The organism is Aliikangiella coralliicola (assembly GCF_007004725.1).
Taxonomy (GTDB): Bacteria; Pseudomonadota; Gammaproteobacteria; order Enterobacterales; family Kangiellaceae; genus Aliikangiella; species Aliikangiella coralliicola.
Genome location: NZ_ML660168.1, coordinates 308,957 through 323,885, shown reverse-complemented (window position 1 = coordinate 323,885; position 14,929 = coordinate 308,957). Strand labels below are relative to the sequence as shown.

General features: G+C 42.0%; 12 protein-coding genes and 5 tRNA genes. 16 read left to right on the top strand and 1 reads right to left on the bottom strand.

The window, feature by feature from the left end; all coding sequences use genetic code 11:
• Positions 1 to 192 precede the first annotated feature (192 nt).
• The 3 genes from murB (at position 193) to FLL46_RS20425 (ending at position 3,085) form a co-directional block, all read left to right on the top strand.
• A complete protein-coding gene (gene murB, locus FLL46_RS20435; protein ID WP_210418768.1) occupies positions 193 to 1,236 on the top strand; it encodes a UDP-N-acetylmuramate dehydrogenase in 1,044 nt (347 codons plus the stop codon).
• Between the two features lie 74 nt (positions 1,237 to 1,310).
• Complete coding sequence (birA, locus tag FLL46_RS20430) at positions 1,311 to 2,312, top strand: bifunctional biotin--[acetyl-CoA-carboxylase] ligase/biotin operon repressor BirA (protein WP_142933204.1); 1,002 nt, start codon at positions 1,311 to 1,313, stop codon at positions 2,310 to 2,312.
• The gene (locus tag FLL46_RS20425; protein ID WP_142933203.1) at positions 2,309 to 3,085 is read left to right on the top strand and encodes a type III pantothenate kinase; all 777 of its coding nucleotides are present in this window, start codon (positions 2,309 to 2,311) and stop codon (positions 3,083 to 3,085) included. Before birA ends, FLL46_RS20425 begins: the two co-directional genes overlap by 4 nt.
• Before the next feature lie 48 nt (positions 3,086 to 3,133).
• Here the strand turns inward: FLL46_RS20425 and FLL46_RS20420 are convergent, their stop codons facing one another.
• A complete protein-coding gene (locus FLL46_RS20420; protein WP_142933202.1) occupies positions 3,134 to 4,504 on the bottom strand; it encodes a DUF4397 domain-containing protein in 1,371 nt (456 codons plus the stop codon).
• Between the two features lie 455 nt (positions 4,505 to 4,959).
• On the opposite strand from FLL46_RS20420, the gene FLL46_RS20415 reads away from it, so the two are divergent.
• The 13 genes from FLL46_RS20415 to rpoB all read left to right on the top strand — a co-directional run bounded on the left by FLL46_RS20415 (position 4,960) and on the right by rpoB (position 14,851).
• Positions 4,960 to 5,035: transfer RNA gene (locus FLL46_RS20415), tRNA-Thr, on the top strand.
• A 198-nt stretch (positions 5,036 to 5,233) separates the two neighbouring features.
• Positions 5,234 to 5,317, top strand: a tRNA-Tyr gene (locus tag FLL46_RS20410).
• Between the two features lie 71 nt (positions 5,318 to 5,388).
• Positions 5,389 to 5,462: transfer RNA gene (locus FLL46_RS20405), tRNA-Gly, on the top strand.
• Between the two features lie 13 nt (positions 5,463 to 5,475).
• Positions 5,476 to 5,551 (top strand) — tRNA-Thr (locus FLL46_RS20400).
• Between the two features lie 114 nt (positions 5,552 to 5,665).
• Positions 5,666 to 6,856: an elongation factor Tu gene (tuf, locus tag FLL46_RS20395; RefSeq protein ID WP_142933190.1), complete on the top strand. Its 1,191-nt coding sequence runs from the start codon at positions 5,666 to 5,668 to the stop codon at positions 6,854 to 6,856.
• Between the two features lie 51 nt (positions 6,857 to 6,907).
• Positions 6,908 to 6,983, top strand: a tRNA-Trp gene (locus FLL46_RS20390).
• Positions 6,984 to 7,030: 47 nt separating this feature from the next.
• Positions 7,031 to 7,405 (top strand): preprotein translocase subunit SecE, encoded by a 375-nt coding sequence (gene secE / locus FLL46_RS20385; protein WP_142933201.1) that lies wholly within the window; start codon positions 7,031 to 7,033, stop codon positions 7,403 to 7,405.
• A 4-nt stretch (positions 7,406 to 7,409) separates the two neighbouring features.
• A complete protein-coding gene (nusG, locus tag FLL46_RS20380; RefSeq protein ID WP_142933200.1) occupies positions 7,410 to 7,943 on the top strand; it encodes a transcription termination/antitermination protein NusG in 534 nt (177 codons plus the stop codon).
• A gap of 153 nt (positions 7,944 to 8,096) precedes the next feature.
• Positions 8,097 to 8,525 (top strand): 50S ribosomal protein L11, encoded by a 429-nt coding sequence (gene rplK / locus FLL46_RS20375; RefSeq protein WP_142933199.1) that lies wholly within the window; start codon positions 8,097 to 8,099, stop codon positions 8,523 to 8,525.
• Positions 8,526 to 8,528: 3 nt separating this feature from the next.
• Positions 8,529 to 9,230: a 50S ribosomal protein L1 gene (gene rplA, locus FLL46_RS20370; protein WP_142933198.1), complete on the top strand. Its 702-nt coding sequence runs from the start codon at positions 8,529 to 8,531 to the stop codon at positions 9,228 to 9,230.
• A 308-nt stretch (positions 9,231 to 9,538) separates the two neighbouring features.
• Complete coding sequence (rplJ, locus tag FLL46_RS20365) at positions 9,539 to 10,066, top strand: 50S ribosomal protein L10 (protein ID WP_142933197.1); 528 nt, start codon at positions 9,539 to 9,541, stop codon at positions 10,064 to 10,066.
• A 72-nt stretch (positions 10,067 to 10,138) separates the two neighbouring features.
• The gene (gene rplL / locus FLL46_RS20360) at positions 10,139 to 10,513 is read left to right on the top strand and encodes a 50S ribosomal protein L7/L12 (protein ID WP_142933196.1); all 375 of its coding nucleotides are present in this window, start codon (positions 10,139 to 10,141) and stop codon (positions 10,511 to 10,513) included.
• 267 nt (positions 10,514 to 10,780) lie between these two features.
• Positions 10,781 to 14,851, top strand: coding sequence for a DNA-directed RNA polymerase subunit beta (rpoB, locus tag FLL46_RS20355; protein WP_142933195.1), 4,071 nt, complete (start codon positions 10,781 to 10,783; stop codon positions 14,849 to 14,851).
• Positions 14,852 to 14,929 lie beyond the last annotated feature (78 nt).

Genomic DNA, 14,929 nt, shown 5'->3' with positions numbered 1-14,929 from the left:
TCGTATTTGTGGTCTGTTTTACCGAATTTAAGGATTTCAGTTATCGAATTAATTGAACTTAAATTGTGTCATTGGAGTTTCCTGAAGGCGAGGCCGTCTCTGGGGTTGGACGTATTAGTCGCTTCAGTTGTTTGGCTTGAGTGGAACACCAGTGTAAAATGTTGAATTCACCCTAGTCTGAGAGAAATTAGCTTGTCGCAGATCAGCCGCAGCACGGTCATTCAAAGCAAGACCTCCCTGAAAAAATACAATACTTTTAATGTTGAGGCTTGTGCAGAGCACTTTATTAAAGTTGATTCTGTCGCACAGTTGATGGAGCAACTGCCTGTTATTCAAAAGTTTTCTCAGAGATTGGTATTAGGAGGTGGAAGCAATATTCTATTTGTTGGTGATTATCCCGGATTAATTATTTTTCCCCAGATATTTGGAATAGATATTGTTAAGGAAGATAACGATAGTGTCCGAGTTTCTGTCGGTGCCTCGGAGAATTGGCACCAGTTTGTGCTGAACATGACAAAAAAAGGCTGGTTTGGACTAGAAAACCTGGCGTTGATTCCCGGTACTGTAGGGGCCTCTCCTGTACAAAATATTGGTGCTTACGGCGTTGAAGTCAAGCAACTGATTTATCGAGTTGAGTATGTTGACCTTGATACTGGTGAACTGAAAACGCTAAACAATGAGGAATGTCAGTTTGCTTATCGTGATAGCTTGTTTAAGCGCGCAGGGCAAGGGCGTTTCCTGGTGACACGAGTAGAGTTTGATCTCCAAAAACATCCACAGCTTCATTTAAGTTATCAGCCGCTAGCTGAGTTTTTTAACGGCAAATCAGGTGTGTCCCCTCAGAATGTCTTAGACAGGGTTTGTGAAATAAGACAAGCTAAATTGCCTGACCCAGAGCAAATACCCAATGCCGGTAGCTTTTTTAAAAACCCGGTTGTTTCTCACTCCGAATTTAGTCAGATCAAAGAAAAATTTCCCAAAGTTGTTTCTTACCCGACTGATAATGGGATCAAGCTAGCTGCTGGTTGGTTAATCGATAAAGCTGGATATCGGGGGATGCGTCAGGGAAACGTCGGAGTGCATTCGGCCCAGGCTTTGGTATTGGTTAACTACTCTGAGAGTAATGGTGCAAAACTCTGGCAATTGGCAGAGAAAATACAAGCAGATATCTACCAGCTTTACGGTGTATCGCTAGAGCCAGAAGTGAGAGTTGAGGGAGAGCTGAATGATATTTAAGTATAGTTTCGTCGACTCAACGATATTGGTTGAAAACCAGGCAAAACTCAGTTTATACAAAAATTAGATTATTTATGAGTAACCGAACCATTTTGAGAACTGAGACTTTGTTGAGGCGTCTATCCGATGGCAAGTTCCATTCCGGAGAATCTCTTGCCAACGAGTTAGAAATTTCCAGAACAGCTGTCTGGAAGCTTATCCAGAAAATAGAGAGCTGGCAGGTAGAAATATACTCGGTGCGTGGTCGAGGATACCAAATACCCGGCGGACTCGATTTGCTTGACCAGCCTAGCCTGCAAACTCATATCGAGCAGAATAATGTGTTGTTTAAAAAGGTAATAGTCTTATCTTCAATTGATTCAACCGCAGACTTTTTAGCCAGGGATTGGAAAAAGCTAGCTGGAGTTGGCAGAGTATGTATCGCTGAGCACCAGTCTGCAGGCCGTGGCAGAAAAGGCCGTCCCTGGATTTCTCCATTTGGTGCTAACTTATATTTCTCTGTAGGGGTTGAATTGCCATTGGGTTTAAGTGCATTAGGCGGCCTAAGTTTGGCCGTGGGAATTAGCCTTTGCCGCACACTAAATCGTTTCGCTGATAACCAGGTGAAAATAAAATGGCCAAACGATTTGTTAGTGGACGATAAAAAATTAGCAGGTATTTTAGTTGAAGCAAGTGGCGATACTACTGACAACAGTTTTCTTAACATTGGTGTTGGTATTAATTGGAATATGCAGCTAGACCAAGGGGAAGCGATTGATCAACCTTGGGTCAATTTGAAAGACTATGTGCCAGATACGCTATCGAGAAATCAAATTCTAGAATCGATTTTAATCGAATTAGATAAAGCGCTGAGAGAGTATTTGCAAGGGGGATTTACCAAAATCGTTGATGCATGGCCCGAGTTAAGTGCCATGTACCGAAGAGCCGTGACCATTCATTTGCCTAAAGGGCTCGTACAAGGTAAAGAAGTTGGTATTGAATCAAATGGGGCGCTAAGACTAGAAACTGAGAATGGTATTCAAATATTCCATTCGGGTGAAGTGAGCTTGAGGAAACGCAACGAGGCGAAACATTGATACTTTTAATTGATTGGGGAAATACCAATCTGAAAACAATCTGTTTGGAAACTACAGATCTGGAAACAACCGGTCTGGAAAAGTTCTGTCGAGATTCGTTACTGGAAAATGAACCTCGGGTTTATGGCTCATTAGCTGAGTTCAAAGAGAACTTTTCCCTCTCGCCTCAGCAAGTTTTGGTCGCATCTGTGCGAAGCGATGAAGATAATGAGCGGCTGAAACAGTTTCTATCGACACTTAGTGATGAGATTTTTTTCGCGAAAACTAGCCACAAAGCCTGTGGGGTTTCTTGCGCTTATGATAAGCCTGAATTTTTAGGAGTTGATCGATGGTTGGCGATACTGGCTGCCGAAGCGATAGCCGATCCGGTTGCAGTCATTGACATTGGCTCCGCAATTACGCTGGATGTTGTTAGTAACAAGAGACACCTCGGCGGCCATATTATTCCGGGAAAGCGTTTGATGCTAGAGAGTTTAAAATCGACAGGAAAGGTAAGGCCAGACTCTCAAATCGTCGAAGATGAGCAGTATTTAGGACAGTCAACCGGGGATTGTGTTCGTTTAGGTATTGATGCAGTGGTTAGTGGATATTTAAGCAATATCATGGATAAGGTAAGTAAGGATTATCAGATTGAGCGGTGGTTTTTTGCTGGTGGCGGTGGTGCGCATTGGTATCAAAAGCTAGCAAATAACGAGCGGCGTTTTGAGCTTCGCCCGTTAATTGTATTTGAGGGGTTACTGAGACTTTACCTGGATTCAAAACCAAAAACTTAACGGTTATCCTATAGCTTAATTTTATCCCAATCCAGATAAAGTTTTTTGCTATTCCTTAATAATATTGATAGTGTAACCGCTAAATTCTTCGACGTCAGGTTCAATAAAAATAATGTAGTTTTCATTAGCGTCTAGAGTCATCGGCGCTGATTGATAGAGCAAGCGCTCGCTGCCATTGTCATCCTCAGTCGTAATGTAAATTTGATATTCCTGTTGTACCAGAGATAGCTTTTTGGGTTCTGCAAAATCGACAGATTTAATGTAGTTATCGGTCGAGTTTATTGTTTCATCATTCTCTACAAAATAAATGTCAATTGTGTCTTCCTCTGAGGCCAAATTGACAACTGTCAGCGAGTTTTCATAAGCGAGGGGCCTGGTATGTTGGCTGAATGCGATGCCTTGAGCTTGAGCGTCACTGTCAGTATATAGAACGACTGTTTTGCTTTCGCCTTCATTTAAGTTGAGTAAGAGGTTTCTCAACACATAGTTTTCCGCCTGGCCTGTAATAGTTGTGTTGATGGTATAGGTGCCTTTATCAATCAGTAACTCATTTGATAACTGACCTGATTCTAAATTTTCAACCATTGGCTCGGAATTGGTGTTGTCCAGGTAAATATCGACTGCAGATATGCCCTGATTGCTGTTGTAAAACTGAATTTCTGTTTCAGCATCTATGTCCAGATAACTGGATATTACTGAACCTGAGGTAATGCGGTCGACAGCCAGGTTGCTTGGGCCAAAGTTATCCCTAATTACCAACATAAAAGTTTCCAGATAGTTAAGGTAAATCGTGCTCGTTTGAAAAATAACTTCACTCGATCCTGGTTCTGTTAAATAGAGAATATATTCTTCCTGAGGTTTCAAAATCTTGTCTGAAAATGATTGGTTATTTACCGTCGCAACTAACTGCGCTTGAGAAAAATCTTCATCAGCTAACGAAAGGTAAACATCATAACCGCTACTATTAGTGGCGAAATTGCCGATGTAGAGTTCAAATTGTTCGTCACCCTCATCGTCGTCATCGAGCGCTAAATCTTCTAAAGTGGAAGTATCATAATTAAATTCAATGATTTCTGGTTGATCTATGTCTCCAGTTAAAATAAAAACTGACATAGTTTCGTTTTGCAAGTCGATTGTCTCTTGAATTACTTCAATTTCGTCTCCACCTATATCATCTCTGGTGACTGATAGTTCATAGTCGTCAGAGGTTAACGCATAGGTGACCGACACTTTTGAAAAGTCGACGATACTGTAGCTGGTTTCGTCTAAGTAGATTCTGCTGGAGCTAGAATTAGGCGAGGCATTGTAAAATTTAAAATAAGCATTTGAGTCAGTTGAACTGTCATCTGAGCTGGAGTCACATGCTGTTAATAGGGTGATCAAAAAGAATAGGGTGAGTTTTTGGGCTAACTTTGACATAAAATCCCTCGTTGTTTCCGAGTTGTGGATTTCGCAATTAATGCTTCTCAGCTCTGTTGGGTAAAAAGTCGACAAAAACACCGAAAACAGAGAAATTCTGCAGACGATTGGTAAAATTCAATCGAATTGATGATTTTTTGACGTTTTAAACCTTTGAAGCTGATCTGTCGTTAATTGGAATCCATGATAAATAGGTTTTGTGTATGCCCGGGCTTTGGCTATGACTGAGTGACTGGGAATGAGTTTTGTAAATTGCTGTAAAGCTGTGTAAAGAAAGCTTGAGAGGGTTTGTAAAGGGTTACCGTTCAACTGGTAGAATATCTTAAAAATCAATTAGTTGGCTTATTTTGTTAAAAAAAACGAAAAAAACTGGAAAAACCCATTGATCATTTATCAATAACTATTTAGAATTCGCGTCCCTGCTTGAGCTGAGAAGCTCGAAATGGTCTGAAAAAGCCGACTTAGCTCAGATGGTAGAGCAACTGACTTGTAATCAGTAGGTCGAGAGTTCGAGTCCCTCAGTCGGCACCAGAATTTTGAAATAGTATGGTCACTTTAGAACATTCTATTACCTTGCTGGAAAATTCAATTAATTGATTAATGAATTTCCAGCAATGAAGTTTAAGAGCTTGAATTTTAGTAGGAAATAGCTTGCAATTTATTTCCTGGCTTGTCAGAATTCGCCAGCTCTTAAGATAGCAAGTTAATTCGCTATCGAGTAACAATTTGGGAGGGGTTCCCGAGTGGTCAAAGGGATCAGACTGTAAATCTGACGCGTAAGCTTCGGTGGTTCAAATCCACCCCCCTCCACCAAATATATAAGTGCTACTTAATTGTTGTTTGTCGTAAGAGATTGTGGTTTGTAAATTAACAAATCAGATAAAGCGGGTATGGTTCAATGGTAGAACCTCAGCCTTCCAAGCTGATGATGCGGGTTCGATTCCCGCTACCCGCTCCAGTTCGAACAAACCGCCGATATGGCTCAGTTGGTAGAGCGCACCCTTGGTAAGGGTGAGGTCACCAGTTCGACTCTGGTTATCGGCACCATTTATATAACCCGGAACAATTCCAAGTTGTTCCGGGTTTAGCTATGTTTAGGCGTTTGTACCTGACTGCGCTGAATTGAAATTGTAATTTGCTTAAACTCTTTTGGAGGCATTTATGTCTAAGGAAAAATTTGAACGAACCAAACCCCATGTGAACGTAGGAACAATTGGCCACGTTGACCATGGAAAAACAACATTGACAGCGGCGATGTGTACGGTGTTGTCAGCGGCATTCGGTGGAGAGCAAAAAGCATTCGACGAAATCGATAATGCACCAGAAGAGAAAGAGCGTGGTATCACGATAGCGACCTCACACGTAGAGTATGAAACAGAAGGTCGTCACTACGCACACGTAGACTGCCCAGGCCATGCTGACTATGTTAAAAACATGATTACCGGTGCAGCTCAAATGGACGGTGCGATTCTGGTTTGTTCAGCAGCAGATGGCCCGATGCCACAAACGCGTGAGCATATCCTTCTTTCTCGTCAGGTTGGTGTACCAAAGATTGTTGTTTTCTTAAACAAATGCGACATGGTTGATGACGAAGAGTTGTTAGAGCTAGTTGAAATGGAAGTGCGTGAGTTGTTAGACGCTTACGAATTCCCAGGTGACGACACGCCAATCATCAAAGGTTCAGCGTTGAAAGCGTTGGAAGGCGATGAAGGTGATTTAGGTAAAGGTGCTATCCTTGAGTTAGCTGCAGCACTAGATTCATACATTCCAGAGCCAGAGCGTGACATCGATAAAGATTTCATCATGCCGATTGAAGATGTTTTCTCAATCTCAGGTCGTGGAACGGTAGTAACCGGTCGTATCGAGCGTGGAATTGTGACAGTTGGTGAAGAAATTGAAATTGTTGGTATCAAAGAGACTACCAAAACAACTGTAACAGGCGTTGAAATGTTCCGTAAGCTACTTGACGAAGGTCGAGCGGGCGACAATGTAGGAATTCTGTTACGTGGAACGAAGCGTGATGAAGTAGAGCGTGGTCAGGTATTAGCGAAGCCAGGTTCAATTACGCCGCACACTAAGTTCGAAGCAGAAGTTTATATCTTAAGCAAAGATGAAGGTGGTCGTCATACGCCATTCTTCAAAGGCTACCGTCCACAGTTCTACTTCCGTACTACGGATGTGACAGGTGCTTGTGAGTTACCGGAAGGTGTTGAAATGGTCATGCCAGGTGACAACATCAAGATGGTCATCGAGTTGATTGCACCGATTGCGATGGACGACGGTTTACGTTTTGCTATCCGTGAAGGTGGCCGAACTGTTGGTGCCGGTGTGGTTGCTAAGATCATTGCTTAATTAAGTAACAAAGAGTTGTTTAGCGATATCACTTGATATCGCTTTTATTGCAGGCCAGTGGCTCAATTGGTAGAGCAGCGGTCTCCAAAACCGCAGGTTGGGGGTTCGAGTCCCTCCTGGCCTGCCACTGCAATAAGACAATATATTAAAATCAGACTATTTGGTTAATTATTCATGACTGTACAAGAACAAGCCCCAACATCGTCTTTCGATGCAATTAAATGGATACTGGCAGTAGTTGCCCTTGCTGGCGCTGTGTATGCTAATCACTATTTAGTTGATGGTTCTGTTCTCATACGAGTTGGCGTTATTATCGCACTTGTTGCGATAGGCTTAGGAATTGGATTCAGTACCACGAAAGGAAAAACTGGATTAGCTTTTGCCAAAGAGTCTAGAATTGAAGCACGTAAAGTTGTATGGCCATCACGCAATGAAACTGTACAAACTACACTGATTATCATTGTAGCTGTAACCATTGTTTCATTACTTCTTTGGGGTATCGACGCACTCATCGTACAGCTTATAAATTTCTTAACCGTTCGAGGGTAATTCAATGTCACTTAAGTGGTACGTTGTACAAGCATACTCGGGGTATGAGAGCAAAGTGCGAAACCTTCTTGAGGAACGTGTCAAACTGCATGGACTAGAAGAAAAGTTCGGGCAAATTTTGGTGCCAACCGAAGAAGTTGTCGAAATGCGTGCTGGTCAAAAGCGAAAAAGCGAAAGAAAATTTTTCCCTGGTTATGTCCTCGTTGAAATGGAGATGGGAGACGATAGCTGGCATTTGGTGAGAGAAACACCAAGAGTATTAGGCTTTATCGGCGGAACAAGTGATCGCCCTGCGCCTATTAGTCAAAAAGAAGCTGATGCAATTTTAAACAGATTACAAGAATCTACAGATAAGCCTAAGCCAAAAACACTGTTTGAAGCTGGCGAGGCTGTTCGAGTAATTGATGGGCCATTTGCCGACTTTAATGCGGTTGTTGAGCAAGTCAATTACGAAAAGAGCAGACTACACGTATCCGTAATGATATTTGGTCGCTCGACCCCAGTTGAACTGGATTTTAGTCAAGTAGAGAAAGGGTAAAGACTCTAATTAAAAATTGAGTCAAACAGATTATGTGAAACAACCATAGCCAGTGAGCTAGCTGTGGGTGTTTTTTTTACGTTAAAGAAAGGGGAGCTTGAAAAATAGCCAATTGGTAATTTTCGGGCGTTTGAACCCAACATGAGGTGAAACATGGCAAAAAAAGTTGATGCTTACATCAAGCTTCAAATCGGTGCCGGTATGGCAAATCCTAGTCCACCAGTTGGTCCTGCTTTAGGTCAACATGGTGTCAACATTATGGAATTCTGTAAAGCATTTAATGCTGCTACAGATAAAGTTGAGAAAGGATTACCGATCCCTGTTGTTATTACAGTATACAGTGATCGAAGCTTCACGTTTGTGACAAAAACTCCACCAGCGGCTGTTCTTATCATGAAAGCTATTGGTGTTAAAAAAGGAAGTGGTCGTCCAAACACTGAAAAAGTCGGAAAAATCACTCGTGTTCAATTAGAAGAAATTGCGAACACAAAAGAGCCTGATTTAACAGCTGCTGATTTAGACGCTGCCGTCAGAACTTTGGCTGGTACTGCTCGCTCAATGGGCGTGGATGTGGAGGGTTAATCAATGGCTAAACTAACAAAACGTCAAAAGCTTATTAACGAAAAAGTTGATAAAACTAAGGTCTACACATTAGATGAAGCAATTTCCATCTTAAAAGAAGTTTCATCTGTAAAATTCAATGAGTCTTTAGATGCTGCAGTTAACCTTGGTGTCGATCCACGTAAATCTGACCAAGTCGTTCGTGGTGCAACAGTTCTTCCAAATGGAACTGGTAAAGATGTTCGAGTCGCTGTTTTCACTCAAGGCGCAAATGCTGATGCGGCAAAAGAAGCCGGCGCAGATGTCGTTGGTATGGACGATTTAGCTGATGAGGTTAAGAAAGGCAACTTGGATTTCGACGTTGTTATCGCTAGCCCAGATGCAATGCGTGTTGTTGGCCAATTAGGTCAAATTTTAGGACCGCGTGGTCTCATGCCGAATCCTAAAGTTGGTACTGTGACACCTGATGTTGCTACAGCCGTTAAAAATGCAAAGGCTGGCCAGGTTCAATACCGCACAGATAAAGGTGGGATTGTTCACGCCAATATCGGGAAGCTTAGCTTTGATAACAAAGCGCTAACCGAAAACTTGAGCACTTTGATCGCTGCACTTAAAAAAGGCAAGCCTGCATCAGCTAAAGGCACTTTTTTCAAGAAATTATCAGTCAGTTCTACTATGGGGCCTGGCTTAACAGTTGATATTGCAACTGTTGAAACAAAGGATTAGTTCATATAAATAGGTTAACTTAATCTATTTTGGAGCTAGGGTATTTGGATTAATAAAAATTTTTCAAGTTAGTACAACTCGTTAAGTTTCAAAGTTAATTCAAATACCGTCATAGACCGTAGGTGAAAATCTTTGCTGTTGTATACCTTAATGAGGTAGTTGTAAGGATGGTCTTAAAAACAGCCTGCGCAGACGGTGGTACCCGACTCAGTTTTCTGGGCGGTTCACCGTTTACACTGGAGTAACTTGTTTTACTCTTTTTTGTAAATCCTCTGACCTTAGGGTTAGACCTTTTGGAGGTGAACAACGTGGCACTTGGACTTCAAGGTAAAAAGGCGATAGTTGAAGAAGTAAATGAAATTGCTTCGAATGCTTTATCTGCCGTACTTGCTGAGTACCGTGGCATGACAGTCGGTGAAATGACTGAGCTACGTGTTAAAGCCCGTGAGAGTGGTGTCTACCTACGTGTAGTTAGAAACACTCTGGCCAAACGCGCTGTTGAAAATACAGAGTTCGCTTGCCTGAATGACGCCTTGGTTGGCCAGGTTATTTGTGCGTTTTCGCTCGAAGAACCAGGCGCAGCGGCTAGACTTGTTCGTGATTTTGCGAAAGATTGCGACAAACTAGCAACAACGGCAATTGCTGTTGGCGGTACCTTGCATGGTGCTGAACAACTTGAAGCTGTTGCTAAGCTACCAACCAAAGACGAAGCTATTGCTTCTTTGATGAGTGTAATGAATGGACCAGTAACGAAACTGGCACGTACATTGAACGAATTCCCATCGCGAATTACTCGAGTGATCAATGCGGTGAAAGAACAGAAGCAGGCAGCGTAATTTTTCGACAATACGTTTATTGCGAAATATTCATATTTTTAATTTTAATATTTTTATCCAGGAGAATGAGTAATGGCTCTTTCTAAAGACGATATCTTAAATGCAATTGCTGAAATGTCAGTAATGGAAGTTGTTGAACTTGTTGAAGCAATGGAAGAAAAGTTCGGCGTAACTGCAGCGGCTGCTGCAGCTGTTGTTGCTGGTCCAGCTGCTGATGCACCTGCTGCTGCAGAGCAAACAGAGTTTGACGTAGTTATGACTAGCTTCGGTGACAACAAAGTTGCTGTTATCAAAGCGGTTCGTGGAATTACAGGTCTAGGCCTTAAAGAAGCAAAAGCTGCTGTTGAAGGTGCTCCAACACCTGTTAAAGAAGCAGTTTCTAAAGACGAAGCTGAAGACGTTAAGAAGCAGCTTGAAGAAGCCGGTGCTACAGTAGAAATCAAGTAATTGATTTCTGCTTTAACGCAAGCTTAATTAATCCGGCTGGAGGCAATTATGTCTCCGGCCGTTTTGCCGTTTTTAAAAGCGATGTTTTAAACACTTTTTGATACGGGCCTGGAACAAAATTATCCATATTTTGAGAATGAAATCAGGTTTGTGGTAAGTGTTAAAGAAAAGATTAGTCGTAGTGAGTTTATACAAGCATCAATAGTCAGTTCCGCCGTATCAAGAATTGATTATAACGCATGAATGAAAGCTAACTGAGGAGCCCAGATGGCATATTCATATACTGAGAAAAAACGAATCCGTAAGGATTTTGGTCTTAATAAAAGAGTTTTAGATGTACCTTATCTGCTTGCAATACAGCTAGATTCTTATCGCTCTTTTTTGAACAAAGATGATATTGTCGACTCTGGCTTAGAGAAGGCATTTAAATCTGTATTCCCGATTACCAGTTACTCTGGCTCCGCTGCGCTGGAGTATATTAGCTATTCATTGGGTGAGCCGGTTTTTGACGTAAAAGAATGTCAAATTCGCAGCGTTACTTATTCAGCTTCGCTGAAAGTAAAAATTCGCTTAGTAATCTACGACAAAGAAAGTAAAAATAAAAATATCAAAGAAGTCCGTGAACAAGAAGTATATATGGGCGAAATGCCATTGATGACTGAGAACGGAACTTTTGTTATTAATGGAACTGAGCGTGTCATTGTTTCTCAGCTACATAGAAGTCCTGGTGTTTTCTTTGACTCAGATAAAGGTAAAACTCATTCATCTGGCAAATTGTTATATAACGCGCGCGTTATTCCATACCGAGGTTCTTGGTTAGATTTTGAGTTTGACCCAAAAGACTGTTTGTTTGTCCGAATAGACCGACGTCGTAAACTGCCTGCAACCATTTTGCTAAGAGCATTGGGTTACACTACGCCAGAAATGATCGACATGTTTTACGACACAGATAGTATTGAAATTGATGCAGAAGGAATTTTTACGCTCGACCTTATTCCTGAGCGTCTGCGAGGTGAAACAGCAAACTTCGATATTAAAGGTAAGCGTGGCAAAGTTATTGTTGAAGCAGGACGCCGTGTTACTGTTCGACATATTAAAGAGCTTGATAAAGCCGGCATTTCTCAAATAGAAATTCCTGCCGATTTTCTTATTGGCAAGGCTATGGCCAAAGAAATCATCGATGAAGAAACAGGCGAAGTATTTGTCGAAGCTAATGCTGAAATTACAGAAGAATTGATCACCAAGCTAACGGAAGCCGGTGTTAAGCAATTTGAAACGCTTTACACCAATGATCTAGATTGTGGTCCTTATATATCTGACACTTTGCGGGTCGATCCAACTAACAGCGCTTTAGAGGCTTTAATTGAAATCTATCGAATGATGCGACCGGGCGAGCCACCAACGAAGGAATCAGCCGAAGCGTTATTTGAAAATCTTTTCTTTACTGATGATCGCTATGACCTTTCAAGAGTCGGACGTATGAAGTTTAACCGACGTGTTGGAAGAGGTGATGATGAAGGTGAAGGAACGCTTTCTAAGCAAGATGTTATCGATGTCGTTAATACCTTATTAGATATTCGAAATGGTAAAGGCGACGTTGACGATATTGACCATTTGGGTAATCGTCGAATCAGAAGTGTTGGCGAAATGGCAGAAAACCAATTCCGTGTTGGCTTAGTTCGTGTAGAGCGTGCTGTTAAAGAGCGATTAAGCATGGCTGAAGCGGATAACTTAATGCCTCAAGATTTGATCAATGCAAAACCTGTATCTGCTGCTATTAAAGAATTCTTTGGCTCAAGCCAGCTGTCACAGTTTATGGATCAGAATAACCCATTATCAGAAATTACCCATAAGCGTCGTGTTTCTGCATTAGGACCTGGCGGGTTAACTCGTGAACGAGCTGGATTTGAGGTTCGTGACGTACATCCAACCCACTATGGTCGTGTTTGCCCGATTGAAACGCCGGAGGGGCCAAACATCGGATTGATCAACTCGCTGGCTTGTTATGCTCGTACCAATGATTACGGATTTTTAGAAACTCCATATCGTCGCGTAGAAAATGGCCAGGCGACCGATCAAATTGATTATCTTTCAGCTATTGATGAAGGAAATTTCTACATTGCACAGGCTAATGTGACTTTAGATTCGTCAGGCAAAATGACTGATGACCTGATTTCTTGTCGTTTTAAGGGCGAGTTTACACTGACAACATCTGATAACGTGCAATATATGGACGTTTCTCCACAGCAAATTGTATCTGTTGCGGCTTCAATGATTCCATTCTTGGAGCATGATGATGCTAACCGTGCATTGATGGGCTCGAACATGCAACGACAAGCCGTCCCAACTTTACGTGCTGACAAGCCATTAGTTGGAACAGGTATGGAGAGAACTGTTGCGGTCGATTCAGGGGTAACAGTTGCTGCCAGCCGTGGTGGTGTTATCGAGTTTGTTGATGCCAGCCGTATTGTTGTTAGAGTCAACGATGACGAAACAATTGGTGGTGAAGCCGGGGTTGATATTTACAACCTGACGAAATATACCCGTTCAAACCAAAACACTTGTATTAACCAGCGACCAATCGTCAATGTCGGCGATAAAATTGGCCGTGGTGATGTTCTCGCTGACGGTCCATCTACTGATTTAGGTGAGCTGGCATTGGGTCAGAATATGAAAATCGCATTTATGCCTTGGAATGGCTATAACTTCGAGGATTCAATTCTGATTTCTGAGAATGTTGTAAAAGAAGACCGATTTACTAGTATTCATATTCAAGAGCTTACTTGTATCGCTCGAGACACTAAACTTGGAGCGGAAGAAATTACTGCGGATATTCCAAATGTAGGTGAGAGTGCACTAGCTAAACTTGATGAGTCCGGTATTGTTTATGTCGGTGCTGAAGTTAAAGCGGGCGATATACTTGTCGGTAAAGTAACACCAAAAGGGGAGACGCAATTAACGCCGGAAGAAAAACTTCTGCGTGCTATTTTTGGTGAAAAAGCTAGCGATGTTAAAGATACTTCATTGCGCGTATCTTCAGGAACAGTTGGTACAGTTATTGATGTTCAAGTTTTCACTCGCGATGGTGTTGATAAAGATGCCCGTGCACTTGATATCGAAGCAAGTGAAATTGCTCGAGTAAGAAAAGACTTAAATGACGAACTTGCTATTTTGAAAGGTAACATTCAAGGTCGAGCATTTAAGATCTTAAACGGTGCGGTAGCTGAAAAAGGTCCTGAGAGATTAAAGAAGGGAACTACTATCACTGAAGAATATCTAGAAGAAATTGGTGCAAATCAATGGTTAGATATTCAGCTTCGTGATGAAAAACTACAGACTCAAATAGAAGCTCTGGCTGCAAACTTAGAAGAGCAAAAGAAAGAGTACGATAAGAAGTTAGAAATCAAGCGCGTTAAGATTACTCAAGGTGATGATTTAGCGCCTGGCGTATTGAAAGTTGTAAAAGTTTACATGGCAGTTAAACGTCGTATTCAACCAGGCGATAAAATGGCGGGACGTCACGGAAACAAAGGGGTTATCTCTAATATAGTTCCGGTTGAAGATATGCCTTATCTAGAAAATGGTGAGCCTGTGGATATTGTTCTTAACCCACTTGGGGTTCCGTCTCGAATGAACATCGGGCAGATTCTTGAGACTCACCTTGGTTGGGCTGCTAAAGGACTAGGAAGAAAAATTAACGACATGCTTGAAGAGCATCAGGACGTCGTCAGGATGCGTGAACTTCTTGACAAAATTTATAACCACCGCGATGAGCCGACGGTTGATCTTGATTCGCTCAGCGATCAAGAAGTCATGAATATGGCTAACAATCTTAAAGGCGGAGTTCCAATGGGGACACCGGTATTTGATGGTGCAAAAGAGTCTGAAATCAAGCATTTATTAGAAGTAGCAGATCAAAACCGATCAGGACAATCCTGGTTGTTTGATGGCCGTACTGGTGAAAGATTTGAGCGTCCGGTAACCGTTGGTTACATGTATATGCTGAAACTGAACCACTTGGTTGATGACAAAATGCATGCTCGTTCTACCGGCTCTTACAGCTTGGTTACTCAACAGCCGCTAGGTGGTAAAGCGCAATTTGGTGGACAGCGTTTCGGAGAGATGGAAGTATGGGCACTCGAAGCATATGGTGCTACATACACACTTCAAGAGATGCTTACTGTTAAGTCGGACGATGTTAATGGTCGTACGCGGATGTACAAAAATATTGTTGATGGTGATCATCGTATGGATCCAGGGATGCCTGAATCTTTCAATGTATTAGTTAAAGAAATTCGTTCTCTTGGTATTAATATCGAGTTGGAACAAGAAGGCTAAATACAAATGCGAAACTGCTTGCGTTCTCTATTGGTGAGAGAAACGCAAGCGATTAACCATCAGTTTTTTACCACTCCG